Source organism: Acidovorax sp. ST3 (assembly GCF_003231145.1).
GTDB lineage: Bacteria > Pseudomonadota > Gammaproteobacteria > Burkholderiales > Burkholderiaceae_C > Acidovorax.
Map to the genome: position 1 here is coordinate 741,825 of NZ_QKVP01000002.1, position 25,294 is coordinate 767,118.

At 63.1% G+C, this 25,294-nt stretch carries 22 protein-coding genes, 1 tRNA gene and 1 pseudogene; 18 read left to right on the plus strand and 6 right to left on the minus strand.

Going from position 1 to position 25,294, the window contains the following annotated elements; all coding sequences use genetic code 11:
- Positions 1-424: 424 nt before the first annotated feature.
- The 3 genes from DNK89_RS08265 to rapZ are packed head-to-tail and all read left to right on the plus strand — an operon-like array spanning position 425 to position 3,905.
- Entirely contained in the window at positions 425-1,321 is an 897-nt protein-coding gene (locus DNK89_RS08265; RefSeq protein WP_110959669.1) for an NAD kinase, read from the plus strand.
- A gap of 2 nt (positions 1,322-1,323) precedes the next feature.
- On the plus strand, positions 1,324-3,042 hold the full coding sequence (gene recN, locus DNK89_RS08270) for a DNA repair protein RecN (protein WP_110959670.1): 1,719 nt from the start codon (positions 1,324-1,326) through the stop codon (positions 3,040-3,042).
- Positions 3,042-3,905, plus strand: a complete 864-nt coding sequence (gene rapZ / locus DNK89_RS08275) for an RNase adapter RapZ (protein ID WP_110959671.1) — start codon at positions 3,042-3,044, stop codon at positions 3,903-3,905. Before recN ends, rapZ begins: the two co-directional genes overlap by 1 nt.
- A 109-nt stretch (positions 3,906-4,014) precedes the next feature.
- On the opposite strand, the gene mutY is transcribed toward rapZ, so the two are convergent.
- The 3 genes from mutY to mutM all read right to left on the minus strand — a co-directional run bounded on the left by mutY (position 4,015) and on the right by mutM (position 7,962).
- Entirely contained in the window at positions 4,015-5,085 is a 1,071-nt protein-coding gene (mutY, locus tag DNK89_RS08280; protein WP_110959672.1) for an A/G-specific adenine glycosylase, read from the minus strand.
- Positions 5,082-7,043, minus strand: a complete 1,962-nt coding sequence (locus DNK89_RS08285) for a dynamin family protein (RefSeq protein WP_110959673.1) — start codon at positions 7,041-7,043, stop codon at positions 5,082-5,084. The genes mutY and DNK89_RS08285 overlap by 4 nt, the downstream gene beginning before the upstream one ends.
- 103 nt (positions 7,044-7,146) lie before the next feature.
- Positions 7,147-7,962 (minus strand): bifunctional DNA-formamidopyrimidine glycosylase/DNA-(apurinic or apyrimidinic site) lyase, encoded by an 816-nt coding sequence (gene mutM, locus DNK89_RS08290; RefSeq protein ID WP_110959674.1) that lies wholly within the window; start codon positions 7,960-7,962, stop codon positions 7,147-7,149.
- 29 nt (positions 7,963-7,991) lie between these two features.
- Here mutM and DNK89_RS08295 point away from each other — a divergent pair, with 29 nt between their 5' ends.
- The 7 genes from DNK89_RS08295 (at position 7,992) to pth (ending at position 13,960) form a co-directional block, all read left to right on the plus strand.
- Positions 7,992-9,773, plus strand: a complete 1,782-nt coding sequence (locus tag DNK89_RS08295; RefSeq protein ID WP_110959675.1) for a tetratricopeptide repeat protein — start codon at positions 7,992-7,994, stop codon at positions 9,771-9,773.
- A gap of 110 nt (positions 9,774-9,883) precedes the next feature.
- Complete coding sequence (locus tag DNK89_RS08300; protein ID WP_304546585.1) at positions 9,884-10,300, plus strand: lipoprotein insertase outer membrane protein LolB; 417 nt, start codon at positions 9,884-9,886, stop codon at positions 10,298-10,300.
- A 66-nt stretch (positions 10,301-10,366) separates the two neighbouring features.
- Positions 10,367-11,224 (plus strand): 4-(cytidine 5'-diphospho)-2-C-methyl-D-erythritol kinase, encoded by an 858-nt coding sequence (gene ispE, locus DNK89_RS08305; RefSeq protein WP_110959676.1) that lies wholly within the window; start codon positions 10,367-10,369, stop codon positions 11,222-11,224.
- Positions 11,225-11,254: 30 nt separating this feature from the next.
- Positions 11,255-11,331, plus strand: a tRNA-Gln gene (locus DNK89_RS08310).
- A gap of 46 nt (positions 11,332-11,377) precedes the next feature.
- Positions 11,378-12,352: a ribose-phosphate pyrophosphokinase gene (locus tag DNK89_RS08315; RefSeq protein WP_056060480.1), complete on the plus strand. Its 975-nt coding sequence runs from the start codon at positions 11,378-11,380 to the stop codon at positions 12,350-12,352.
- 160 nt (positions 12,353-12,512) lie between these two features.
- Positions 12,513-13,148, plus strand: coding sequence for a 50S ribosomal protein L25/general stress protein Ctc (locus DNK89_RS08320; RefSeq protein ID WP_056060476.1), 636 nt, complete (start codon positions 12,513-12,515; stop codon positions 13,146-13,148).
- Between the two features lie 203 nt (positions 13,149-13,351).
- Positions 13,352-13,960, plus strand: a complete 609-nt coding sequence (pth, locus tag DNK89_RS08325; RefSeq protein ID WP_056747313.1) for an aminoacyl-tRNA hydrolase — start codon at positions 13,352-13,354, stop codon at positions 13,958-13,960.
- A gap of 101 nt (positions 13,961-14,061) precedes the next feature.
- On the opposite strand, the gene DNK89_RS08330 is transcribed toward pth, so the two are convergent.
- Positions 14,062-14,319 (minus strand): YfhL family 4Fe-4S dicluster ferredoxin, encoded by a 258-nt coding sequence (locus DNK89_RS08330; RefSeq protein ID WP_056060470.1) that lies wholly within the window; start codon positions 14,317-14,319, stop codon positions 14,062-14,064.
- Between the two features lie 208 nt (positions 14,320-14,527).
- Here DNK89_RS08330 and DNK89_RS08335 point away from each other — a divergent pair, with 208 nt between their 5' ends.
- The 8 genes and pseudogenes from DNK89_RS08335 to DNK89_RS08375 form a co-directional block, all read left to right on the plus strand.
- Positions 14,528-15,490, plus strand: coding sequence for an ABC transporter permease (locus tag DNK89_RS08335; protein ID WP_056060468.1), 963 nt, complete (start codon positions 14,528-14,530; stop codon positions 15,488-15,490).
- Positions 15,491-15,495: 5 nt separating this feature from the next.
- Positions 15,496-16,374 (plus strand): ABC transporter permease, encoded by an 879-nt coding sequence (locus DNK89_RS08340; protein ID WP_056060465.1) that lies wholly within the window; start codon positions 15,496-15,498, stop codon positions 16,372-16,374.
- 33 nt (positions 16,375-16,407) lie between these two features.
- Entirely contained in the window at positions 16,408-17,445 is a 1,038-nt protein-coding gene (locus DNK89_RS08345; protein WP_056060462.1) for an ABC transporter ATP-binding protein, read from the plus strand.
- Positions 17,442-18,329, plus strand: coding sequence for an ATP-binding cassette domain-containing protein (locus DNK89_RS08350; protein ID WP_110959677.1), 888 nt, complete (start codon positions 17,442-17,444; stop codon positions 18,327-18,329). The genes DNK89_RS08345 and DNK89_RS08350 overlap by 4 nt, the downstream gene beginning before the upstream one ends.
- Positions 18,330-18,435: 106 nt before the next feature.
- Positions 18,436-19,926, plus strand: a complete 1,491-nt coding sequence (locus tag DNK89_RS08355) for an ABC transporter substrate-binding protein (RefSeq protein WP_110959678.1) — start codon at positions 18,436-18,438, stop codon at positions 19,924-19,926.
- Between the two features lie 135 nt (positions 19,927-20,061).
- The gene (locus DNK89_RS08360; protein WP_110959679.1) at positions 20,062-21,465 is read left to right on the plus strand and encodes an amidase; all 1,404 of its coding nucleotides are present in this window, start codon (positions 20,062-20,064) and stop codon (positions 21,463-21,465) included.
- A gap of 104 nt (positions 21,466-21,569) precedes the next feature.
- Positions 21,570-22,178, plus strand: coding sequence for a hypothetical protein (locus tag DNK89_RS08365; RefSeq protein ID WP_015012762.1), 609 nt, complete (start codon positions 21,570-21,572; stop codon positions 22,176-22,178).
- 176 nt (positions 22,179-22,354) lie between these two features.
- Positions 22,355-23,677: pseudogene (locus tag DNK89_RS08375) on the plus strand (tetratricopeptide repeat protein); the annotation flags it as partial.
- A 581-nt stretch (positions 23,678-24,258) separates the two neighbouring features.
- On the opposite strand, the gene DNK89_RS08380 reads toward DNK89_RS08375, so the two are convergent.
- Positions 24,259-24,930 carry a histidine phosphatase family protein gene (locus tag DNK89_RS08380; protein ID WP_110959857.1) on the minus strand — a complete coding sequence of 224 codons (672 nt, stop codon included), beginning with the start codon at positions 24,928-24,930 and terminating at the stop codon, positions 24,259-24,261.
- Positions 24,931-25,054: 124 nt separating this feature from the next.
- Positions 25,055-25,282: a hypothetical protein gene (locus DNK89_RS08385; protein ID WP_110959680.1), complete on the minus strand. Its 228-nt coding sequence runs from the start codon at positions 25,280-25,282 to the stop codon at positions 25,055-25,057.
- Positions 25,283-25,294 lie beyond the last annotated feature (12 nt).

Here is a 25,294-nt window from a genome sequence, read left to right on the forward strand (position 1 = left end):
GGCCCAAAGCAGACTCCCGAGAAATGGCCCGTTAGCGCTCAATCAACGCAGCTTGCTTCCTTCATTTCGCCGCGAAGTCGCCACTTCATAGGCCCCCCATAGCGTGAGCATCAAGCCGATCAGACCGAAGCCGATCGCTACCCCATTGGCGCCCAAGTGTGAGTACATAAACTCTTTGAGCCAACCCCATCGACCCGTAAAAGGTCTCGTGGACGGCTCGTTGTATTCGAGCCAAGTCAACAACCCCACAGACACGCCCAATCCAACCTCTGCCCAGCCTCGCTCCCTGGCACTAAAGGGGCGCCGCAGGTGCTTGGTTACAAGATCGTTGTCTACACTCATCTCGTCCTTTCCTAGGTGGCTGCTCCTGGCCGAATTCTGCCGCACACACTCAGCGGCCATCTTTTAATGATGTAATTTCGTGATGACGTCCAATTTCCGCCATGTCGCACTTATAGGCAAGTACCAGACTTCAGCTGCAGGCGCCTCCGGTGACGGCTCGCGCAGGGCTTTGGAAGACATTGCACATTTCTTGGAGCGTCAGGGATGCGAGGTTGCACTCGAAGCAGAAACCGCAAGCAACACAGGACTGACACACTATCCATCTTTGAATGTAGACCAGATCGGTGCGCGGTGCGATCTGGGCCTGGTGGTCGGGGGTGACGGGACGATGCTGGGCATCGGTCGCCGCCTGGCCCGTTTTGGAACGCCACTGATCGGCATCAACCAGGGCCGACTGGGTTTCATCACCGATATTCCTTTCGACACCTATCAGACCACACTGCCGCCCATGCTGCGAGGGGCCTACGAAGAAGACCAGCGGCCACTGATGCACGCAACCGTGGTTCGCGATGAGCGTGTGGTGTTTGAAGCCCTTGCCATGAACGATGTGGTCGTCAACCGTGGCGCAACTTCAGGCATGGTGGAGCTGCGCGTGGAAGTGGGTGGACAGTTTGTGGCCAACCAAAGGGCCGACGGTCTGATCATTGCATCCCCGACCGGATCGACAGCGTATTCGCTGTCAGCAGGGGGGCCAATGCTTCACCCCTCCATCCCAGGCTGGGTGCTGGTTCCTATCGCACCGCATACGCTGTCCAACCGCCCCATCGTGCTCTCCGATGCGACGGAAGTGGCCGTGGAAGTGGTGAGCGGCCGCGATGTCAGCGCAAACTTCGACATGCAGTCTCTCGCATCCTTGCTGCATGGTGACCGCATCCTCGTCAAACGGTCGGAACACCGTGTACGGTTTTTACACCCGCAGGGCTGGAACTACTTCGCGACACTGCGCAAGAAGCTGCGCTGGAATGAAGGGGGCTCCTGACCATGGCGTTGCGGCAGATTACCCTGCGCGATTTCGTGATCGTACAAACGCTGGAACTGGATTTGCGCAATGGCTTCACCGTGTTGACCGGGGAGACAGGTGCAGGAAAGTCCATTCTGATCGACGCATTGCAACTGGCCTTGGGGGCACGTGCAGATGCAGGGGTGGTGCGAGAGGGATGCAGCAAGACCGATATTTGCGCGGAATTTGACTGTCCCGCGCACGCCCGACCTTGGCTCGATGAAGGAGGGTTTGAAGCGGATGATCGGTTGCTGCTGCGCCGCACCGTCGACACGCAGGGCAAGAGCCGCGCGTGGATCAATGGCACCCCTGCCACAGCCTCCCAGTTGCGCTCGCTGGGTGAGATGCTTGTCGACATCCACGGTCAGCACGCGTGGCAAAGCCTGACCCGACCAGAGTCGGTGCGAGGCTTGCTTGACGCTTTCGCCGGTGTGAACACCCGAGATACAGCATCCCGCTGGGCGCAATGGCGCGCGGACCTCAAGGCATTGCAACAGGCGCGCGCCGCGCAAGCCACACTGCAGCAAGAGCGCGAGCGCCTGCAGTGGCAAATCAGCGAAGTGGACAAGCTGGGGCCCGGTGATGACGAGTGGGAGGAGCTCGACGCCCAACACAAACGCCTGTCCCATGCACAGGCCCTGCTGGATGGAGCGCAGGGGACGCTTCAGGTCTTGCAGGAAGACGAAGGTGGAGCTGTTTCCGCGCTGACCCGCGCCCATGCTCTTCTACAAGCCCAGGAACATATTGAACCAGAGTTCGCCAATCTGGCCGATATCTTGGCGTCGAGTCTGGCGCAGACGACCGATGTAGTGCATTCGCTGCACAGCTACTTGCGCCATGCAGACATCGACCCGCAACGGCTGACGGAGCTGGACGAGCGCATGTCCCAGTGGATGGGACTGGCACGCCGGTACAAACGCCCTCCTGCAGAGCTACCTGCGCTGCTCAAGGACTGGAAAGCATCCCTGCACGAGCTTGATGCTGCGACCGATCTTGACAGACTACAAGCCAGCGAGTCTGCCAGCGCCAAGGCATACCAGGCAGCAGCACGCACGCTTTCTATGGCCCGAGCCAAAGCGGCCCCAAAACTCTCCGCCTCCATCTCTCAGGCCATGCAGGGACTCGGCATGGAGGGTGGCAAATTTGAGGTATCGGTTAGCAAAGCGGCAGAGCCCTCACCCGATGGGATCGACGATGTCGTGTTCTTGGTTGCAGGACACCCCGGCATGACACCCAAGCCCGTCGGCAAGGTCGCATCGGGCGGCGAGCTGTCTCGCATTTCGCTCGCCATTGCGGTCACAACCAGCGAGTTGGGAGCAGCACCTACGCTCATTTTTGACGAGGTGGACTCCGGCGTGGGTGGAGCAGTCGCCGAAACCGTCGGAAGGCTGATGCAACAGCTTGGGCGAGATCGGCAGGTGCTGGCGGTGACCCACCTGCCGCAAGTGGCAGCCTGTGCGCATCACCACCTCAAGGTGGCGAAAAACAAGAGCGCTCAAGGCACAACCAGCACGGTTCTGGTTGTGCAGCAAGATGAACGCGTGGCAGAAATTGCTCGGATGCTGGGCGGCGAGCGCGCTACGGAGACTACGCTGGCGCACGCGCGCGAAATGCTGGGCACTGCTGCGCTGGCGCTGACCAGTGCGCCTACCCCGCCTTCGGATTCGTCTATCTCCTCTACCGCCGCGAGGAAACGCTGATGGCCCTTGAGATCGTTGTCATCACAGGCATGTCGGGATCTGGAAAATCCGTCGCCTTGCACGCACTGGAAGATGCTGGCTACTACTGCGTAGACAACCTGCCACCCGAACTGCTGCCAGCCTTCGTAGCGCTGGAACACAAACACCATGGCAACCGCGTAGCCATTGCAGTGGATGTCCGCAGCGCCACCTCGCTGCACCAGGTGCCTCAGGAATTGAGCCGTTTGCGCAGCCAGGGCGTGGCCGTGAAATCCCTTTTTCTGGACGCCACGATTGATACCTTGGTGCGGCGTTTCTCCGAAACGCGCCGCCGCCACCCCTTGTCGCACGACGATCTTCAACAAGGGCGCAGGGCGTTGGTCCAGATCATTGAGCTGGAGCGGGAGTTGCTGGCCGAGCTGCGCGAACAGTCGCACGTGATCGACACCAGCACCATCCGCGCCTCCCAACTGCAAAGTTATGTCAAAGGTCTGATGTCCACGGCGCAAGGGCAGCTGACCTTGGTGTTCCAGTCCTTTGCGTTCAAACGCGGCATTCCCATGGATGCCGACTACGTCTTCGACGTGCGCATGCTGCCCAACCCGCACTATGAGGCCGCCCTTCGGGACCTCACGGGATTGGACCAGCCGGTGGCTGATTTTCTGGATCTGCAGCCGGACGTGGCTCTGATGCGAGCGCACATTGAACAGTTTCTGACGCACTGGCTGGACATGCTGGATCGCAACCACCGAAGCTACGTCACGGTAGCTATCGGTTGCACGGGCGGGCAACATCGCTCTGTCTATCTGGTCGAAAGACTGGCCCAAGCTTTCAGCGACCGGTGGACCGCGCTGAAGCGCCACCGCGAACTGGACGGGCGCTGACTCTTGCGCTGGCGCCTGATTGCTACGCGCTAAGCTGCGCGCAGCATGAGTAACGGGATCTCGGCGCTGGCGAAGGCGGCACAGCCATTCGCTGGCGCGCCATGCGCACCTACCAAAGCGTAGATTGCGTGGTATCCAGTAACTTGCGAATGGGCGCCGGCAACCCCACCGAGGGCCATTGGTCTGGCCCCAGCCAATCCCCGTCTTTTGCCAGAGCAATCATCCCGTTGGCCTGTATCAACAGGGGATGAAGGTGTAGGTCCCGGTGCGTCAGTACATGTACGAAGGGCTGCAGCTCTTGCTGCACCAATTGCTCATTGCCACCCAAACTACTCACAAAAGCATCCCGGGACTCCATGTCAGGGAAGACGGGTACGCAGTGCATTCCCGCCCAGATCCCTGTTGGAGGGCGGCGCTGCAGCCAGATGCGGCCCTGGCCATCGCGCAGGATCGCCAATTGCCAGGATTCGGCGCGGCGTGACAGTTTCCGGGTTCTGAAGGGATAGCTTTCAGGATTGCCTTCCTTGAAAGCGACGCAATCGCCAGACAAAGGACAATCGGAGCATTTTGGAGCGCGAGGCGTGCACAGGGAAGCCCCCAAGTCCATCAAGCCCTGGGTGTAACGGGGCATCGCCACATCGAGATCGCGCACAGGCAACAGCGCATCGGCATGCTCCCACAGAAGGCGTTCGTTCTTGGCAGAAGCCAGATCTTTGTCAAAGCCCAGCAGGCGCGTCAGGACCCTCCGCACATTGGCATCCAGAATGGGTACGCGCTCTGAAAAGCAGAACGCTGCAATGGCGCCAGCGGTCGAACGCCCGATGCCCGGCAAAGACGCCAGCACCGATGCCTTTCGCGGGAAGGCACCACCATGGTCGGCCATGATCTGCTGGGCGCAGCGGTGGAGATTGCGTGCACGGCTGTAGTAACCCAAACCACTCCACAAGCCCAGAACTTCGTCCTGAGGGGCTGCTGCCAGGGCGCTCACATCAGGAAACCGGTCCAGAAAGCGCGTGTAGTAGTCCAGCACGGTGGCGACCTGGGTCTGCTGCAGCATGATCTCCGACAGCCATACCCGGTATGGATCTCGGGTCTGCTGCCAGGGCAGATGGTTGCGCCCATGCACCGCCTGCCAAGCGACTACCCGCTCGGCCACACCCTCTCGGGATTCGGCACTCATGCAGAAACTGGATGCGCGTCAATCACTGCCGGCACAGCCCCTGGCAGAGCCACCAACTTGGAGGTGAGTTCGTGGAGCTTGCGCTCCAGCTGTCCCAACTCCTCTTCGCCAGCCTCGATTTCGGAGATTCTTTCCACCAACCCACTGGCAGCCTGTTGGATGCGGTCTACCGCCTCCATGCGACGAGCGAAGCTGCGCCGCCGCTCCCGCAGCTGCGCGTCCAATTGCGCGGTGGCTGATTTGCTCCACAGTTCCAGGTCGTTGGCGGCCGACTCATAGACCGTACGCAAACGCATCGCCAAAGCGCGCACCAGACGCTCGGCAAACTCGGGTTGAGCCAGCTTGAGCGCATTGCCCATTCCCAGGTACTGCAAGTGGCTCTGCTCGATTTGGTGCAGGTCTTGCGCAAAATGCTCCAGCTGTGGCGGCGCAGGCACCTGCAAAGAAAAACCGAACTCGGCATTGAGCTGCCGGAAGGTCCCACTCAACATGGCCTGAATTTCGGTTCCAGAGGCTTGCGCTTTGTCCAAGGTGCCTCGCAGCTTGTCAAAGGTCTGGACATATATTTTCTTGACGCCGAGCTTGAGCCCTTTTTGTTGCAGCGTCTGGGCTAGCTCGGCCAGCTCTGCCTTGAGGGCCTTGGCGCCCAGCTGTTGGAAAACATCACGCAGCAACTTGAGATGAACCGCGCGAACCGCCTGAATCTTGGCGGTACTGAGGTCGAATTCACGCTGCTCCTGCTCAATGCGATGGCGCATGGATTCGATCACCGATGCATTCTTGCCCCGCAGGCTGCGAAGCTCTGCCATCTGGTCATCGAGGTCCCGCCGCCGAATGTTGATGACCCGCGATGTTTCAGTGCGCAGGCTCGCCACGCCCGTGGCCACAGCAGCGCGCAATATGGACTGGCGCCTGCCCATGATGCCTTTGGCCAGGGCCTCCTCCAGCGCGGGCAGTCCACTGGTTTCCAGCAATACATCATCCGCGGTGATCTTGGCGACCAAGCCCTTTTGGGCCGATACCGGCACCACACGATCCAGGGACACACCCAGCATCTCCGCCGAGGTCGCGCACTGCCGCTCCATCTGCGACTGGACCTGCTCGGCGGTGTTGAGCGTGTCCCAGAGCGTATCGATCTTGTTCAACACCACCAAACGCGCTTCCACGCTCTCTGGTGAGATGGCCAGGTGTTCACGCCAGATCGAGAGGTCCGAGCGCGTCACCCCGGTATCGGCGCTCAAGATGAACACCACCGCGTGCGCCTGGGGAATGAGATTGACGGTCAACTCCGGCTCCGCACCCACAGCGTTCAGGCCGGGCGTGTCCAGAATCACCAGCCCTTGCTTCAAAAGAGGGTGCGGGATATTGATGATGGCGTGGCGCCACATGGGCACCTCCACCATGCCCTGCGCATCGGGCACAGGATTCTCGTCCGTCAGATCGTCATGCCAAAAACCCAGCGCACGCGCGTTGTCCAAACTGACCTTGCGCACCTCCGCCACTTTTTCGAGGGCTTTGGCAATCTGGTCCGCGTTGCCGACGTCCAGGGGGATCTCGTGCCAGCGGTCTGACTTGACGCGCCACTCCGCCAGACTCTGCATCTGAAGCCGGGTTTCAATCGGTAGCAGCCGCAAGCTGGGCGCCACATTGGCGTCGTAACCCAGCTCGGTGGGACACATGGTCGTGCGGCCTGCGCTGGCAGGCATGATGCGGCGGCCGTAGTCAGCAAAAAAGATCGCATTGATCAGCTCTGACTTGCCGCGCGAAAACTCCGCCACAAACGCCACCATGACCTTGTCGCTGCGTACCTGCTCCTCCAGGCGTTGTAGGCGCTCTTGCACCGCTGCGTCCATGAGGTCATGCGTGGCCATCCAATCGGCCAGCCGCTTGAGCTGCTGGGCGAACTCCCGTCGCCAGACGCCATGCTGGTCAAACTGTTCGTTGAATGAAGGTCCCACTTTGCTCCCAGAGATCTATGGATGGCCCGCGAGGCAGGTATATACAAAATATAGCATCGACCGTCCGCCAGCTGTCACGAATCGCCGATCGGACTGTCGGCACCTAGGGGCGTTGACACTGCCGGCAGAAGTAAGTGCTTCTTTGTCCCTGGCGAATCAGCTCGATGGCTGTACCACATGCATGGCATGGCTGACCATCGCGGCCATACACGTTCGCTGCCGTCTGAAAGTGGCCCGCCATTCCGTCGGCATTCGAAAAGTCGCGCAGTGTGCTCCCCCCCATTTCTACAGCGCGGGCCAGCACCGAACGAATGGCCTGATGCAGCTTGTGGACCCGGGCAGCGCCGATGCGGGAAGCCACCGTAGTGGGACGGATGCCTGACAGGAAAAGCACCTCGGAGGCATAGATATTCCCCACCCCTACCACCAAGCGTCCCGCCAGAAGCAATTGCTTGATGGGCATCCGGCTTTTCTTGAGTCCCGCCTGAAAAGTCGGGAGCAGAAACTCCTCTGACAAGGGCTCCATGCCCAACCCACCCAACAACTTGGCGGCCACGGGCGAATCCTCTGATGTCGCATAGACCACCGCGCCAAATCGGCGTGGGTCGTGCAGGCGCAGCGTGCCCCGGTGGGTGACGAGGTCAAAGTGGTCATGCGGGCCCGCTTCCGGCATGTCAGCAGCAAACCGCAGGCTGCCGGACATGCCCAGATGCAGAAGCAGCAGGCCTTGCTCCATATCCAGCAACAGGTACTTGCCCCGCCGGCGCACTCCGACCACTTGCTGACCCACCAGCAATTGCGGGTCACAACCCAGAGGCCATCGCAAGGACTTGCCCATCACCACAGCTTCGATCCGGGCTCCAGTGATCGCGTTAGCAAAACTGCGCCGCGTCACTTCCACTTCAGGCAACTCAGGCATACAAACAACCGGGCAACGGCTTAACAGGCATGGATTATTATGGCCCGATGGTGTTATCCCACAGCTTTCGTACCGTCGCCTTGGCCACCGTGATTGCGGCAGCCGCCCACTCTGCCTGGGCCCAAAAGCCCGTCGGCGAAAGCCGCCCCCCGAGCGAGTCCTCCTCTTCAGTGGATTCCAACCCCGCGCTAGACGCAGAGCTGTTCTACGAAATCTTCCTGGGCGAGATCAGTGCGCGAACCGGGGACCCAGGCGCCGGCTACGCTTTCATGCTGGAGGCCGCGCGCCGGAGTGCGGATGGTCAGCTTTACCAACGCGCCGCTGACATTGCCTTGCAGTCACGATCGGGCGAATACGCCCTGGCTGCCGCCAGAGCCTGGAAGGAAGCCTTGCCCCAGTCGCGCGAGGCCAATCAATATGTGCTGCAAATCCTGATCGCGTTGAACCGCATCGCCGAGACACCGGAATTGCTGCGCCAGGAACTCGCACAGGCCTCCCCACGGTCCAAGGCTTCTGCGCTGGCCTCCCTGCCGCAACTGTATGGACGTGCGAGTGACAAAGCGCTGGCCGCCAAAGTGGTGGAACAAGCCCTGGTCAACGAACTCACCAATCCAGCGACTGGGCCCGAGGCCTGGGTATCGCTGGGCCGCTTGAGGCTTGCTGCGGGTGACAAGGCCGGCGCGCTGGATGCGGCACGCAGGGCGCAGGGCTTGGACAATGCCAGCGAAAGTGCCGCCCGGCTGGCGCTGGAGCTGATGGACGAAGGCCTGCTGGACGCGGAGCCCATCGTGACGCAAACCCTGTCCAAGCAACCCATCCCAGACCTGCGCATGGCGTATGCACGGGTATTGCTGGGCCTTCAGCGCTACCCAGAGGCCAGTCGCCAACTGGAAACCGTCACGAAGGAAAAGCCTGATCTGACGGAGGCCTGGCTGGTGGCGGCCACTCTGCAATACCAAGACAACCGGCTGCCCGCTGCTGAGGCGTCACTGCAGCGGTTCATGGAGCTTGCCTCTGCGTCCGCCGATGCCGACCTGCGGCGAAAGAGTCTCACGCAGGCGTACTTGCTGCACGCACAGATTGCCGAGAAAAAGAAAGACTTTGCGGGCGCAGAAGCCTGGCTTGCACGCATCGACAACGCCGAGGAAGTCTTTGGTGCACAGACGCGTCGCGCATCATTGCTGGCACGCCAGGGCAAGCTCGCCCAGGCACGGGCATTGTTGCGCAGCTTGCCAGGCAATTCCCCGGAAAGCCACCGCCTGAAACTCATGGCCGAAGTACAGCTGCTGCGCGACCAACGTCTGTACCAGGAAGCCTACAAAGTGCAAACGGAACTGGTGGCCATAGCTCCGGACGATGCGGAATTGGTCTACGACCAGGCCATGCTCGCCGAAAAGGCTGGCCAGCCCGACACTATGGAACAGCTGCTGCGCCAGGTGATCGCACGCCAGCCGGACTACCTCCACGCCTACAACGCCCTCGGCTATTCGCTCGCGGACCGGGGCGTGCGGTTGGACGAGGCCAAACAGCTCATCCTGAAGGCCCTGCAGTTTGCCCCCAACGACCCCTTCATCATGGACAGCCTGGGATGGGTGGAATTCCGCTTGGGAAACAAGGCCGATGCACGCAAACACCTCGAAGCGGCCTTCAAGGTACGGCCCGATGTGGAGATAGCCGCACATCTGGGTGAGGTTCTCTGGAGCATGGGTGACAAGGACGGCGCAACGCGCGTCTGGAAAGAAGGACAGCGCGCTAGTCCCGACAACGACACCCTCAAAGAGACCCTGAAGCGTCTCGGAGCCTCCCTCTGATGCCAAGCCTGTTTGGCAACATCGCCAGCTCACTGACCGGAACGCTTCGTCATCGATGGATGGGCTGGCTGCTGTTGTGTGCCTTGTGGCTTGCGGGCTGTGCGCAGCCAATGCCATCAGCCCCTGTGGAGGAAAACAGCTGGAACGGTCGCATCGCACTTCAGATTGACGGGCAGGCCTCGCAGTCTTTTTCTGCCATGTTTGAGTTGCGCGGCACCGCCCAGGCCGGTGGACTCGTTTTGCTCAGCCCCTTCGGCAATCGCATTGCGCAACTCGACTGGAAGGATGGGCATGCACAGCTGGTCAGCGGCCAGGACACCCGCACCTCTGATTCCCTCGACACGCTGCTCCAGGACGTGACCGGCACGCGCATTCCCGTGACCGCCCTTTTCAGCTGGCTCAAGGGCACCCAGGCCAGTGCGACGGGGTGGCAAGCAGACCTCACCGGTATTGCCGACGGACGGCTGACGGCACGCCGTGACGATCCACAGCCCACCGCCACGCTACGCATTGCACTGACCCCCTGACGGCCTGCCCATTGCAGCGACCAGGAGCGCCGCTTGCACGGCACCACCTCGCACTCCACCCTCCCAATGCAAGCCTTGTATGACGTGTCGGCCCCGGCCAAGCTCAATCTCTTTCTGCACATTACCGGGCGCCGTGCGGATGGCTACCACTTGCTGCAGTCCGTGTTCATGCTCGTGGACTGGTGCGACACCTTGCACTTCGAGCGCCGAGCCGATGGGCTCATTTCGCGGGAAGACCTGTCGATGGCACTGCCCGAAGTGGATCTCTCGGTTCGCGCAGCTCGCGCGCTGCAAGCAGCCACAGGCTGCAGCGAAGGTGCGCACATCAGCATCATGAAACGCGTACCTGCACAGGCGGGCATGGGAGGAGGCTCGTCTGATGCCGCCACCACGTTGCTCGCATTGAACCGGTTGTGGGGGCTCAACCTGCCAAGACACGCGTTGGCCAAGATCGGTTTGCAACTGGGTGCAGATGTTCCGTTTTTTTTATGCGGTCACAACGCTTGGGTAGAGGGAATTGGTGAGACAATCACGCCGCTTGAGAAAGCGCACCAGCTGCCGCAAGCGAGCTTTGTGATCGTGAAGCCCGCAGCAGGTTTGGAGACAAAAGAAATTTTTTCGTCACCAAGTTTGAAACGCGATTCAGATAGTGCTACAATCTTAGGCTTTGCTGCAGCACACTTTGACTTCGGTCGAAACGACTTGCAGCCAGTTGCTCAGGCTCTTTGCCCCGATGTTTTGCAAGCCATTGAATGGCTCAAAGATCGCGACCTCAAAGGCAGAATGACAGGCTCAGGCAGTGCGGTGTTTGCGCATATGTCACACGCAGTTGACTTGAGCGGGGCCCCCGAGGGCTGGCAAGTGAAGGCATGTGAAAATCTGATGATTCATCCTCTGGCAGGTTGGGCATCAGGAGAAATTTAAGGTTGGTTGCCCTCGGCAATTGACCTGTGTAGGGGAGTCGCCAAGCTGGTTAAGGCACCGGATTTTGATTCCGGCATGCGAAGGTTCGAATCCTTCTTCCCCTGCCAAACGCTTTCCGCGTACGGGCTTTTATTTCAGACTGCTGGGACGCTCATGCAAGCCAACCACCCCGACTTCATGGTTTTCACCGGCAATGCCAATCCTGGCATGGCAGCTGAAATTGCCCAACACCTCGGCACCACCCTCGGTGCGGCTGACGTGGGTCGCTTCTCTGACGGTGAAGTCACCGTCGAAATCAAACAAAACGTGCGTGCACGTGATGTTTTCGTGGTGCAGTCCACCTGCGCACCCACCAACGAAAACCTCATGGAACTGCTGATCATGGTCGATGCGCTCAAGCGCGCGTCGGCTGAGCGCATCAGCGCCGTGATTCCTTATTTCGGTTACGCCCGCCAGGACCGCCGCCCCCGCTCTACCCGTGTGCCCATCACGGCCAAGGTGGTGGCCAACATGCTGCAAGCCGTGGGCGTGGCCCGCGTGCTGACCATGGACCTGCACGCTGACCAGATCCAGGGCTTCTTCGATATTCCCGTGGACAACATCTATGCGTCGCCGGTGCTGCTGGGCGACCTGCGCCAGAAGAACTACGAAGACCTGATCGTCGTCTCCCCCGACGTGGGCGGCGTGGTGCGCGCACGCGCCCTGGCCAAGCAACTGAACTGCGATCTGGCCATCATCGACAAGCGCCGTCCTAAGGCCAACGTGTCGGAAGTGATGCACGTGATCGGCGAGATCGAAGGCCGCAACTGCGTGATCATGGACGACATGATCGACACCGCCGGCACGCTGGTGAAGGCTGCCGAAGTGCTCAAGGAGCGCGGTGCCAAGAAGGTGTACGCCTACTGCACGCACCCCATTTTCTCCGGTCCTGCCATCGAACGCATCGCCAAAGGCACAGCCCTCGATGAAGTCGTGGTGACCAACACCATCCCGCTGAGCGACAACGCCAAGGGATGTTCCAAGATTCGCCAACTCTCCGTGGCCCCGCTGATCGCCGAAACGATCCAGCGCATTGCCAAGGGGGAGTCGGTCATGAGTCTGTTCTCGGACCAGGACAACCTGTTCTGACACGCTCCCCCGGGAGCGTTGCAGTCGGATTGCACGCAGGCCTCCTTCGGGAGGCTTGTCTGTTCGAGAGCAATGCGCAGGCCTGCCGCCATGAAGGCGTCACAGGTCTTTTTTAATCGGGGTACGACTGGTCGCGGTCTACCCTTTTCAGGAGCTAACTATGAACTTCGTCGCTTTTGAGCGCGCCAAGCAGGGTACGGGTGCGAGCCGCCGTCTGCGTAATTCGGGCAAGACGCCTGGCATCGTGTACGGTGGTGCTACCGAGCCACAACTGATCGAGGTGGACCACAACGCACTGTGGCACGCCCTCAAGAAGGAAGCGTTCCACTCCAGCGTGCTGGACATGGAAGTGGCTGGCGCCACGTCCAAGGTTGTGCTGCGTGACGTGCAATACCACCCCTACAAGCAACTGGTGCTGCACATCGACTTCCAGCGCGTGGACGACAAGACCAAGCTGCACCTGAAGGTGCCACTGCACTACAGCGGTGCAGAAGAGTCCAACGCCGTCAAGGTGGACAAGTGCATGGTCAACCCGATCGTGAACGAACTGGACGTGACCTGCATGCCTTCGGACCTGCCCGAATTCATCGCTGTGGACCTGTCCAAGCTGGAAAAGGGTGCTTCCCTGCACCTGAAGGACATCAAGCTGCCCAAGGGCGTGGTGGCCAAGGTCCGTGGTGGCCAGAACAACAACCCCGTGCTGGTGTCCGTGGTGCCTCCAGTCGTGGTCGTCGAGACCCCTGCGGAAGCCGCTCCTGCTGCCGATGCCAAGGGCAAGGGCAAGGGCAAGAAGTAATTCGCCGGTCAACGACCTCGATCACTTCACCCGGTCAACCCGCTTTGCGGTGTTGACCACGAAACGGCCCACCTTGCGTGGGCCGTTTTCATTGGTGTGGCGCACTTTGCACGCCGCACCTCTCTCTCGCCGACTGCATCCTCAGGCAGCGGTAGCAATGCTGACGGCCTTTCTCCACCCCCCAGCCACCGATAATCGCGCACATGATCAAGCTGTTTGTAGGCCTGGGAAACCCCGGGCCAGACTACGAGGACACGCGGCACAACGCCGGCTTCTGGTGGATTGATGCCCTGGCGCGCGAACTCAAGACCACGCTGGTGCCCGAGCGCAGTTACCACGGCCTGGTGGCACGCACCACGGTGCACGGCCAGAACGTATGGCTGCTGGAGCCGCAGACCTTCATGAACCTCTCGGGCAAGTCCGTGGCCTCGCTGGCGCGCTTTTTCAAAATCCTGCCCGAGGAAATCCTGGTGGTGCACGACGAACTGGACATTGCACCGGGCCAGGTCAAGCTCAAGCGCGGCGGCAGCCATGCCGGACACAACGGCCTGCGTGACATCCACGGACAGCTGGGCTCGCCCGACTACTGGCGCCTGCGCATCGGCATCGGCCATCCGGGCGTCAAAAGCGAAGTCGCCAACTGGGTGCTCAAGAAGCCGTCGCCAGACCAGCGCACGCTGATCGAGGACAGCATCGCCCACTCGCTCAAGGCCTACCCCGCTCTGTTGGCGGGGGACATGGAAAAGGCCACGCTGCTCATCCACACCACCAAACCGCCCCGCCCCAAGCCCCCTCGGCCTGTGGAGGACTGAGGGGCCACCAGTCCATCCAGCCGTTGCGCTGTGGATATTGCTATTTATTCAATAGCACCCAAGGCATGACCTACTAGCGCAAGCGGTCGATTTGGCTCAAATTACGTCGGCGTGGACGCCTGCAGCCGCTGGAACTTCTGCCACAGGGTTTCGCGGCTTTCCACGTGCTGCGGGTTCACGGGAATGCAGGCCACAGGGCAGACCTGCACACATTGGGGCTCGTCGAAATGCCCCACACATTCTGTGCACTTGTTCGGGTCGATTTCGTAGATCTCCTGCCCCAGGTAGATCGCCTGGTTGGGGCACTCGGGCTCGCACACATCGCAGTTGATGCACTCGTCCGTGATCATCAGCGCCATACAGCCTCCCAGTGCACAGGGCCAAAAACAGGGGCAACGGAGCGAGCGGCGCAGTTCATGCTCCGTATTATCCCGCGCCGGTGGCATGTGCCTTGCGTGCCACACTGCACCCCACCACCGCTGACGGGGACGTTTTTACCGTTATGCTGTGTATACACATTAATTTTGACGCCCCTGCGTCTGACCCACCTGCCAACGCACCCCACCCATGGGCCTGTTTTTTCTCAAGCGGTTTGTCACCCTCCTGGCCACGTTGATTGGCGCCTCCATCGTCGTGTTCCTGGTGCTGGAAATCCTGCCGGGCAATGCCGCGCAGATTCTGATGGGTCCCGATGCCTCTCCCGATGCGGTGGCAGCTCTGGCCACCAAGCTGGGTCTGGACCAGCCCGCCAGCCTGCGCTACTGGCAATGGGTGAGCGGCCTGGTGGTGGGCAACATGGGCGACAGCTACGCCTACAGCTCGCCCGTGCTCGACCTGGTGCTGGAGCGCCTGGCGCTTACCGTGCCGTTGGCCCTGATGGCCATGGTGATCACCACGGTGCTGGCATTGGCCGCCGGTGTGTACGCCGCGGCGCGCCACAACAAGCTGGGTGACGTGGGCGTGATGGGCCTGGCGCAGATCGGCATTGCCATCCCCAACTTCTGGTTCGCCATCCTGCTGATCCTGCTGTTCTCGGTGAAGCTGCAGTGGTTCTCGGCCGGCGGCTTTCCGGGCTGGACGGAAGACGCCGGCGGCAGCCCGCTAGAAGCCCTCAAAGCCTTGCTGCTGCCCGCCATTGCGCTGGCCGTGGTGCAGGCTGCCATCCTGGCGCGCATCACCCGCTCGGCCGTGCTGGAGGTGCTGCGTGAAGACTTTGTACGCACCGCCCGCGCCAAGGGCCTCACGCAGCGCGCAGCGCTGTGGGGCCATGTGCTGCGCAACGCCATGATCCCGGTGGTCACCGTGATGGGGCTGCAGTTTGCCAACCTGCTGGCGGGCACCATCGTGGTCGAGAACGTGTTCTATCTGCCCGGCCTCGGGCGCCTGATCTTCCAGTCCATCTCCAACCGCGACCTGATCGTGGTGCGCAACTGCGTGATGCTGCTCGCCGCCATGGTGGTGATCGTGAACTTCGTCGTGGACATCCTCTACGCCGTGATCGACCCCCGCGTGAAGGCTTCCGACATCTGATCCCCATGAGCGCCGCTGTATCCCCCCCCTCCTCTTCCACGCCCTCCGCCCCCGGCTGGCTGCACCGCGCGCTGCGCCACCGCAGTTTTGTCATCGGCGCCGTGTTGTCGGCGCTGCTGATCCTTGCTGCGCTGCTCTCCTTTGTCTGGACGCCTTGGTCGCCCTACGAGATGGACCTGGCCAACAAGCTGGCGAGTCCCTCCGGCACCCACTGGCTGGGCACCGATGCCTTTGGCCGTGATGTGGCCTCGCTGCTGCTGGTAGGCGCCCGCAACTCCATCCTGGTGGGCGTGATCGCGGTGGGCATCGGCCTCACCATCGGCACGGCCCTGGGCCTGCTGGCCGCCGCCAAGCGCGGCTGGGTGGAAGAGCTGATCATGCGGCTGGCAGACTTCACTTTCGCCTTCCCCGCCATCCTCTCAGCCATCATGATGACGGCGGTGTTTGGTGCAGGCATTGTGAATTCCATCATCGCCATCGGCATCTTCAACATCCCGACGTTTGCACGCGTCACGCGCGCATCGGCCAACGCCGTGTGGTCGCGCGAATACATCCTGGCCTCACGTGCCTGCGGCAAAGGCAGCTGGCGCATCACGCTGGAACACGTGCTGCCCAACATCCTGTCGGTGCTCATCGTGCAGGCCACCATCCAGTTCGCCATCGCCATCCTGGCCGAGGCCGCCCTGTCGTACCTGGGCCTGGGCACCCAGCCGCCCCAGCCCTCCTGGGGCCGCATGCTCAGCGAGGCACAGACGCTGATGTTCCAGGCCCCGCTGCTGGCGGTGTGGCCCGGCATGGCGATTGCGCTGGCGGTACTGGGGCTGAATCTGCTGGGCGACGGGCTGCGCGATTTGCTCGACCCCCGCCTCTCCCGCAAACGCTGACAGCTCCGCACCGAAGACCACCTGCATTCCACGATGTCTCTGTTAGAAGTCTCCAACCTCCGCATCCGCCTGCAGACGCACCGGGGCCCCGCCGATGCCGTGCGCGGCGTGAGCTTTTCGCTGGCGCGCGGTGAAACCCTGGGCCTGATCGGTGAGTCCGGCTGCGGCAAGTCCATCACCGCCATGTCGCTCATGGGCCTGCTGCCCGAGAGCGCACAGGTCACCGGCAGCATCCGCTTTGATGGGCAAGAGCTGGTGGGCCGCACCGATGCACAGATGTGCAAGATGCGCGGCAACCGCATTGGCATGGTGTTCCAAGAGCCCATGACGGCCCTGAATCCCGTGCACACCATTGGCCGCCAGGTGGCGGAGCCGCTGCGCCTGCACCGGGGCATGAACGCAGCAGCCGCACGCACCGAAGCGATTGCCTTGCTGGACCGCGTGGGCATCCCCAACGCCGCACAGCGCTTTGACGCCTACCCGCACCAGTTCTCGGGCGGGCAGCGCCAGCGCATCACCATTGCGATGGCGCTGGCCTGCGGGCCCGACCTGCTGATCGCCGACGAGCCCACCACGGCGCTCGACGTGACCATCCAGCAGCAGATCCTGGACCTCATCAGCGACCTGGTGGCCGAGCGCAACATGGCGCTGATCCTCATCTCGCACGACCTGGGGGTGATCTCGCAGAACGTGGACCGCATGATGGTGATGTACGGTGGCAGCGTGGTCGAAAGCGGCTCCACTGCCTCGGTCTTCTCGGCCATGGCCCACCCTTACACACGCGGGCTGTTCGCCGCCCGGCCCCACCTGGGTGCCGTGCACGCGCCCGGGCAACGCCCGCGCCTGTCCACCATTCCGGGCACGGTGCCCGAGCTGGTGGACCTGCCCGCTGGCTGCCCATTTGCAGGGCGCTGCAGCTACACGGTGGATGACTGCCACCACAAGCAGCCCGAGGCCACGCTGGTGGCCACCGATGCCGACGGCGACCACCTGGTGCGCTGCCTGCGGCGTGAGGCCATTGCCGAGGCGCAGAGTGCGGACGTGGTGAACATCATCGGGGTGGCTGCATGACCCAGGCCCCCCACACCACCGGCGCGCCAGCCACCGCGCCGCTGCTCCAGGTGACCGACCTGGTGCGCGAATACACACTGCCCCGCGAGCACCTGTTTCGCCCCCCGGGCAAGGTGCATGCGCTCAACGGCGTGAACTTCTCGATTGCCTCTGGCCGCAGCCTCGGCATCGTCGGCGAATCGGGCTCGGGCAAGTCCACCCTGGCACGGCTGGTGATGGCGCTCGATGCACCCACCTCCGGCACGGTGGAGCTGCTGGGCCGCAACCTGCACCAGTTGCAAGCCGAGCAGTTGCGCCAGGCGCGGCGCGACTTTCAGATGGTGTTCCAGGACCCGTACGGATCGCTGGACCCGCGCCAGACCGTGGAGCGCATCGTGACCGAACCACTGCAGGCGCAGGGCCAGACCACGCGCGCCGAGCAGCGCGAGCAGGCGGCCCAGGTGCTGTCACAGGTGGGCCTGCGCACCAACGACCTGGGCAAGTACCCGCACGAATTTTCGGGCGGCCAGCGCCAGCGCATTGCCATTGCACGCGCCCTCATCACCCGGCCGCGCCTCATCGTGGCCGACGAACCCGTGAGCGCGCTCGACGTGTCGGTGCAGGCCCAGGTGCTGAACCTGATGCAGGACCTGCAGCAGCAGTTCGGCATCACCTACATGCTCATCAGCCACGACCTCGCGGTGGTCAACCACCTGTGCGACGAGGTGGTGGTGCTGTACCAGGGGCGCATCGTGGAGCGCGGCTCGCCGGGCGAGCTGTTCCGCAATGCGCAGCACCCGTACACACAGTCGCTGGTGGGCGCCGTGCCGCAGGTGTTGCCCGGCCGCGCGCGGGCGCGCCGTGCGGCAGCCGCTGCGGCAACGGCAACGGCAAAAACCGCATAACCACATGCAGGTGTGATGGTGTAAAAAGCTTCTTTCCTCCCCGGTAACAAATTGCACCGGGGGTCTTTATGGTTGTTGTCTGGTTTTTTGTCTGGAGAGTCCGAACATGCTGAACCGCCGTACCGTCCTTGCCACTGGCGCCATCGCCGCTGTGCCCTTGACCACCTCGCTTGGCGCCCTGGCGCAAGGCCGCAAAGATGCGGTGACGCTGGCGATGACGCTGGAGCCCCCAGGCCTGGACCCGACCGCCGGTGCAGCCTCCGCCATCGCCGAGATCGTTCAGTACAACATCTTCGAGACGCTCACCAAGATCAACCCCGACGGCAGCGTGTCGCCCCTGCTGGCCGAAAGCTGGGAGGTCTCGCCCGACCTCAAGACCTACACCTTCAAGCTGCGCCGTGGTGTGAAGTTCCAGAACGGCGAGCCCTTCACCGCTGCGGCCGTCAAGTTCTCGTACGACCGCGCAGGCGGCGAGAAGAGCACCAACAAGGACAAGCGCACCTTTGCCGGCATCACCACCCAGGTGGTGGACGACTACACCGTGGTGCTGCTCAACAAGGAGATCGACCCCGACCTGCTGTTCGTGCTGGGCCAGGCCACCTCCATCATCGTGGAGCCCAAGAGCGCCGACACCAACGCCAACAAGCCCGTGGGCACCGGCCCTTACCAGCTGCAGGCCTGGAACAAGGGCTCGTCGGTCGTGCTGACCGCCTGGGCCGACTACCGCGACGCCAAGGCGCTCAAGATCAAGCGCGCCACCTTCCGCTTCATCTCCGACCCGGCTGCCCAGGTGGCTGCCTTGTTGGCCGGTGACGTGGACGCCTTCCCGCGCGTTACGCCGCGCAGCGTGGCGCAGTTCAAGGCCAACCCCAAGTTCCAGGTGGTGGTCAGCGGCTCGCGCGCCAAGACCATCCTGGCCATCAACAACGGCAAGAAGCCGCTGGACGACGTGCGCGTGCGCCGCGCCATTGCCGCCGCCATTGACCGCAAGGCCGTCATTGAAGGCGCGGGCGACGGCTATGGCGCGCCCATCGGCAGCCACTACGTGCCCGGCGCGTTCGGCTACGTGGACACCACGGGCGTGAACCCCTACGACCCCGAGAAGGCCAAGAAGCTGCTGGCCGAAGCCGGCATCAAGACGCCGCTGGAGCTGACGATGACGCTGCCCCCCACGCCCTACGCGCGCCAGGGTGGCGAGGTGATTGCAGCCCAGCTGGCCAAGGTCGGCATCGTCGCCAAGATCCAGAACGTGGAATGGGCGCAGTGGCTCAGCGGCACCTACGGCAGCAAGAACTACGACCTGACCGTGATCAGCCACGTGGAGCCCTTTGACTTGGGCAACTTTGCCAAGCCTGACTACTACTGGGCCTACAACTCGCCCAAGTTCAACGACCTGTTCAACCAGATCAAGAACGCCGCCCGCCCCGCCGACCGCGCCAAGCTGCTGGGCGATGCGCAGCGCCTGCTGGCCGAGGACTCGGTGCACGCCTTCCTGTACTCCAACCAGTGGATCACGGTGGCCAACAAGAACCTCAAGGGCCTGTGGAAAGACATGCCCGTGTTCGTCAACGACATCTCCGCGCTGTCCTGGTCCTGACCGCCACGCGCCGCAACACAACGCGGCGCGTGCAGGAGCCAATACTCCTAAAACAATAGCTGCCAGCGCTTGATCCACTAGCGCTTGCAGCCTTTTTTATTGATAAACGCCGCTACGGCGCCCCCCCACCCCGCCATGACCGAACTGCACGACCTGCCCGCCCACGACCTGATTGCCGCCTACCGCCAGCGCAAGCTGTCACCGGTCGAGGTCACGCAGGCCGTGCTGGCCCACATCGAACGGTGGGAGCCCCACATCCAGGCCACCTACCTGCTGCGCCCCGAGGCCGCCCTGGCCCAGGCGCGTGCCTCCGAGGCCCGCTGGCTGCGCGGCGAGCCCAAGGGCGCCCTTGACGGCGTGCCCAGCACCATCAAGGAAAACATTGCCACCGAGGGCGACCCCACCCCGCTGGGCACGGCCGCCGTCGAGCTGGTGCCCGCTGCCGCCGACGCACCCCCTGCCGCCCGCATGCGCGAGGCCGGTGCCGTCATCGTCGCCAAGACCACCATGCCCGACTACGGCATGCTGTCCTCGGGACTGTCTACCTTTCACCCGCTGTCGCGCAACCCCTGGGATGTGAGCAAGGGCCCCGGCGGCTCCAGTGCCGGTGGTGGCGCTGCGGCTGCTGCGGGCTACGGCCCGCTGCACATCGGCACCGACATTGGCGGCTCGCTGCGCCTGCCTGCCAGCTGGTGCGGCATCTTCAGCCTCAAGCCCAGCCTGGGCCGCATTCCGATTGACCCGCCCTACACCGGCCGCGCCGCTGGCCCCATGACCCGCACCGTGGCAGACGCCGCGCTGATGATGCAGGTGCTGAGCCAGCCCGACGCACGCGACAGCATGAGCCTGCCCTATCAGGACATCGCGTGGAGCCAGTTCAACAAGGGCGCTGAACGCCTGCGCGGCCTGCGCATCGGCCTGCTGCTGGATGCAGGCTGCGGCCTGCCCGTGGAGCCCGAAGTGAAGGCCGCCGTGGAGCGCGCCGCAAAACTCATGGAAGCCGCCGGCGCCACCATCGTGCCCATGGCGCCCTTCATGACCCAGGCCATGCTCGACGGCATGGACCATTTCTGGCGCATGCGGTCCCACATCGACCTGCAGGCCCTGCCTGCGGCGCGGCGCGACAAGGTGCTGCCCTACATCCGCACCTGGGCCGACAGCGCTGCCGGCATGAGCGGCACCGAAGTCTTTAACGCCAGCCACCAGTTTCACCTGACCCGGGTGAACACGGTCAAGGCCTGCAGCGCGTTCGACTACGTGATCTCGCCCGTGGCGCCCAACGTCGCCTTCCAGGCCGAGCTGCCCTCGCCCACCAACGACCCGCTGCGCCCGCTGGAACACATCGGCTTTACCGTGCCATTCAACATGTCCGAGCAGCCTGCGGCCTCGGTCAACTGCGGGTACACCCGCGCGGGTCTGCCCATCGGCCTGCAGATTGCGGGTGCGCGCTTTGACGACCTGGGCGTGCTGCAGGTGGCGCATGCCTTCGAGCTGATCCGCGAACCCCAGCGCGCATGGCCCCAGCCGCCTGCGGCATAACCCTGCGTCTGTCGTGCGCTGTTGTTGGTAACCTTGGGGGCATGCTCTGACGCTGGCACCACCGCTGGAGCCCCCCGCCCTACCAACCACCACCCCACCACCGCATGGACATCATCATCCTGGCGATCCTCATCGCCACCGGCACCTTCATGCTCAATGCCAAAGAGCAGCGCAAGCGCATTGCACTGCTGGGCAAACACCTGGCCAACTACCAGATCGAAAAGCTGATGGAGGCGCTGACCGACGGCTACCTGCGCGCCCTGGGCGAGAGCACCGACGAGCGCCGCAGCCAGATCTGGAGCCTGCTGAGCACCACCGAGTCGCAGCTGAGCGAGCAATTCAGCCGCTTTGCCGCCGACTTTGCCAAGGTGGACGAAGCCCACGCACGCGTCAGCCGGCTCTCCGTGCCGATCCCGTTTGCCGACAAGCTGCTGCCCGCCATGACCTTTGACGTGCGCCGAGCCCTGGCCATCCACGCGCGCGGCATCGCCCATGTGGTGCAGAACACCAGCCACCTGTCGCCCAAGGACCGCGCCTACATGATGACGGCCGAGCTGTTTCTGATGCAGCACACCTGCCACTGGTACTGCAAGTCCAAAACCGTGGCCAGCGCCCGCATGCTGGCGCGGCACCAGACGCCGCACGAACAGCTCGTGGCCTCGGTGTCCGCCGAAACCCGCAACGCCTACCTGACCTTGATCAACGGCGGCTGAAATGAAGCGACACCCCCCTGAGGCCCTCCGGGCCTTCCCCCCGCTCTCGCAACGCTGCGCGTTGCGGGCAGGAGGACGCAGCCAGCGCGGCGGGGCGGCCCTTGCGCGGCCGCCCTGGCCTGTGCCGCGTCGAGCTCATGCACCGGGGGTGGTACTCAACACTGTGGATCGCTGACATGCCGCCAAGAACCGACAGCCTGGGCAACCCCATCACGCTGCACGACGCCACCAGCGCGACGGCGCTGAATGACTTTGTAGAAGGCTTCATCGCCTGCGAAGCGCGCGCGGTGAACGTGCTGAACGCGGCGGCCGACACCAGCCCCATCGTCCAGGCCAGCTGCGCGGCGCTGCACATGTTTGCCGAGTCGGCCGACGCCCCGCGCAACGCCCGCCCCTTCATCGACCAGGCACTGGCCCGTGCCGCAGAGGCCAGCGAGCGCGAACAGCGTTTTGTGGCCGCCATCGCCGCTTGGGTGGATGGCGACCTGCGCCGCGCCATTGCGTTGCACGAAGAGCAAGCCCGCCTGCACCCGCGCGACCTCGCCTCCCTCAAGCTCGGCCAATACCATCTGTTCAACCGGGGCGACTCGCCGGGCATGCTGCGCCTGGCACTGCAGGCCCTGCCCGCCGCCGCCGAGGTGCCCTACCTGCACGGCATGCTGGCCTTTGGCTGGGAGCAATGCCACCGCCTGCCAGAAGCCGAAAGCGCCGCACGCCACGCCATCAGCCTGTGCCGCAAAGAGCCCTGGGCCCACCACGCACTGGCCCACGTCATGCTGACCCAAGGCCGTATCCGCGAAGGTACCGACTTCATGGCCAGCGTGAGCGACACCTGGATGGGCCTGAACTCCTTCATGGTCACGCACAACTGGTGGCACCAGGCGCTGTTTTTGCTGGAGCAAGACCGGCACGCCGAGGTGCTGGCGCTCTACGACCGGCAGGTGTGGGGCGTGGTCAAGGAATACACCCAGGACCAGATCAACGCCGTGTCCCTGCTCGCCCGGCTGGAGCTGGCGGGCGTGGATGTCGGCAACCGCTGGGCCGACGTGGCAGACCACCTGGCCCTGCGCCTGGCCGACCATGTGCTGCCCTTTCTGGACCTGCAATACCTCTACGGCCTGGCCCGCGCCGGGCGCATGGAGGCAGCACTCACGCTGCAAAACAACATCGCAGCCCACGCAGCCTCCCGTACCGAGGCGCATGAGCGCATGGTGTGGCAGCAAGTGTGTGTACCTGCCGCTCAGGGCCTGCTGGGGCATGCGCGGGGCGACTGGGCGACCGCTGTGGAGAAGCTGGGCGTGGCCCTGCCCCGGCTGGTGGAGATTGGCGGGAGCCATGCGCAGCGCGATCTGTTCCACCAGATCTGGCTGGATGCCCTGCAGCGCAACGGACAGTGGGCGGCGGTGCAGAACGTGTTGCAGCCGATGGTGAATGGGCAGCCGGAGTCGGTGAGGCTGGCGCGGCAAATGAAGGCAACAGACGAACAACTGGGGCTACCTGATACGTACAAAAAGCCTCCCTCGCCGATCACCAAGTTGCGTCTGAGACTAATGCACGAGGACGCCCTACAGAGACTGATTGACGCTGACTTACTCTACGCGGCCTCAGATGAAGTAGATCGATCTGACTCTTACTACCTGCTGCGCTTACTAAGCCTAGAGCTTTTGCTCAAAGTAGTTTTTGAACGAACGCTCAATGAAAATGCGCATGGACACAAGTATGAGAAGCTGTTCAAACGTTTGCCGAAAGAGATACAAGTTCGCCTACTCTCCCTGGCAGGAGAGCGAATTGGGCCATCTGGTTTAACCAACAACCATCAGAGCGTTTTCAAGGAATGGGGACAGAACTTTGTGGCCCTCCGATATCCATGGGAGCGGTACGAAGGGCTGTCGGAAGAACAATACGTGCAGCGGGGAGAAGAGTGGCTTGCTAAGGGCGCGCCCCTCGCACAAGCCACCATGAGATATCACCCCGAAGAACTCTTTGGGATGCTTTACGCGCTGCGAACCGTAGCAGAGGAGTTGAGCACTTCGTGATTTTCGATGAGCACACCGCCGGATCTAATTCGCGCTAGCTAGCCTCACCGCACCACCAGTTTCGTCTGGTCATACACGGGCTGCTCCGGCAAATCCGCCAGGTGCCGCACGTCGGCCCAGTCCAGAACTTCCACCGCCTCGCCACTCACCCGCACCCGGTTAAGCCCTGCGTTGGGGATGTCGCTCTGGCGTGGGCCATCCAGCCCCGTGCCACGCGCAGTGCGCCAGATCATGTCGAGCACGCCGCCGTGCGTGACCACCATCACGGTCTGGCCGCTGTGCTGCTGGGCGATGCGGTAGACGGCGTCCATCACGCGGGTGTGGAACTGGCGGGTAGTCTCACCGCCGGGCATGCCGTAATCGGCTTCAAAGCGCAGCCACTGGTTCCATGCGTCGGCGTGCTCCAACTTGACGTCGTCCACGCGCTTGCCGTCCACCACGCCAAAGTTTTGCTCGCGCAGGGCGCTGTCGGTGAGGGTGTCGATGCGGGCCTGGGGGAACAGCACCTGCAGGCTGGGCGTGGCGGTCTGCTGGGTGCGGATGAGGTCGCTGCAGATGAGGTGGTGCACCACGGGGCGCTCTGCAGCCAGGCGCTCGGCCAGGCGGCGGGCCTGTTCGTGGCCGGTGGCGTTGAGAGGTACATCCACGTGGCCCTGAAAGCGCAGTTCGCGGTTCCAGTCGGTCTCTCCGTGGCGGATCAGAATCAATTCAGTCATGCGTGCCATTATCGAATGCACACACAGCATTGCAAGCTCTTTTGCCAGCAAGTGCTTATGCAATAAGCGCTGATAGCTATGTTTTTTATAACAACCGACTGTCCACCACCCACCGTGCGGCCCGTCACCGCATGGGCACGACCAGTACCTTGCGGCGCGGCTGGCAGCCGGTGCCTTCGTGGGGGGCGCTGTCGCGCTCCCAGCCCGGGCCGGGCGAGGTTTGCGCGCACACGCGCTGGCCATCGACCAGGCTGCGCCAGTAGTACCAGGGCGCGGGGGCGGCCTGCAGCAGCAGCGGGGCCAGCAAAACCAGCGCGAACAGCGCGCACGAAAGGCGGGGTGCGAAAGACATGGGCAAACGAAG

Excerpts from the sequence above, each read along its gene's own strand:
- DNK89_RS08265 (WP_110959669.1), top strand. The coding sequence starts at position 425 with ATGACGTCCAATTTCCGCCATGTCGCACTTATAGGCAAGTACCAGACT.
- DNK89_RS08315 (WP_056060480.1), top strand. The coding sequence starts at position 11,378 with ATGCAAGCCAACCACCCCGACTTCATGGTTTTCACCGGCAATGCCAAT.
- pth (WP_056747313.1), top strand. The coding sequence starts at position 13,352 with ATGATCAAGCTGTTTGTAGGCCTGGGAAACCCCGGGCCAGACTACGAG.
- DNK89_RS08345 (WP_056060462.1), top strand. The coding sequence starts at position 16,408 with ATGTCTCTGTTAGAAGTCTCCAACCTCCGCATCCGCCTGCAGACGCAC.
- DNK89_RS08385 (WP_110959680.1), bottom strand. The coding sequence starts at position 25,282 with ATGTCTTTCGCACCCCGCCTTTCGTGCGCGCTGTTCGCGCTGGTTTTG.
- mutY (WP_110959672.1), bottom strand. The coding sequence starts at position 5,085 with ATGAGTGCCGAATCCCGAGAGGGTGTGGCCGAGCGGGTAGTCGCTTGG.
- DNK89_RS08300 (WP_304546585.1), top strand. The coding sequence starts at position 9,884 with ATGCCATCAGCCCCTGTGGAGGAAAACAGCTGGAACGGTCGCATCGCA.
- DNK89_RS08365 (WP_015012762.1), top strand. The coding sequence starts at position 21,570 with ATGGACATCATCATCCTGGCGATCCTCATCGCCACCGGCACCTTCATG.
- recN (WP_110959670.1), top strand. The coding sequence starts at position 1,324 with ATGGCGTTGCGGCAGATTACCCTGCGCGATTTCGTGATCGTACAAACG.
- DNK89_RS08355 (WP_110959678.1), top strand. The coding sequence starts at position 18,436 with ATGCTGAACCGCCGTACCGTCCTTGCCACTGGCGCCATCGCCGCTGTG.
- DNK89_RS08340 (WP_056060465.1), top strand. The coding sequence starts at position 15,496 with ATGAGCGCCGCTGTATCCCCCCCCTCCTCTTCCACGCCCTCCGCCCCC.
- DNK89_RS08330 (WP_056060470.1), bottom strand. The coding sequence starts at position 14,319 with ATGGCGCTGATGATCACGGACGAGTGCATCAACTGCGATGTGTGCGAG.
- mutM (WP_110959674.1), bottom strand. The coding sequence starts at position 7,962 with ATGCCTGAGTTGCCTGAAGTGGAAGTGACGCGGCGCAGTTTTGCTAAC.
- DNK89_RS08320 (WP_056060476.1), top strand. The coding sequence starts at position 12,513 with ATGAACTTCGTCGCTTTTGAGCGCGCCAAGCAGGGTACGGGTGCGAGC.
- DNK89_RS08295 (WP_110959675.1), top strand. The coding sequence starts at position 7,992 with ATGGATTATTATGGCCCGATGGTGTTATCCCACAGCTTTCGTACCGTC.
- rapZ (WP_110959671.1), top strand. The coding sequence starts at position 3,042 with ATGGCCCTTGAGATCGTTGTCATCACAGGCATGTCGGGATCTGGAAAA.
- DNK89_RS08335 (WP_056060468.1), top strand. The coding sequence starts at position 14,528 with ATGGGCCTGTTTTTTCTCAAGCGGTTTGTCACCCTCCTGGCCACGTTG.
- DNK89_RS08360 (WP_110959679.1), top strand. The coding sequence starts at position 20,062 with ATGACCGAACTGCACGACCTGCCCGCCCACGACCTGATTGCCGCCTAC.
- DNK89_RS08350 (WP_110959677.1), top strand. The coding sequence starts at position 17,442 with ATGACCCAGGCCCCCCACACCACCGGCGCGCCAGCCACCGCGCCGCTG.
- DNK89_RS08380 (WP_110959857.1), bottom strand. The coding sequence starts at position 24,930 with ATGACTGAATTGATTCTGATCCGCCACGGAGAGACCGACTGGAACCGC.
- ispE (WP_110959676.1), top strand. The coding sequence starts at position 10,367 with ATGCAAGCCTTGTATGACGTGTCGGCCCCGGCCAAGCTCAATCTCTTT.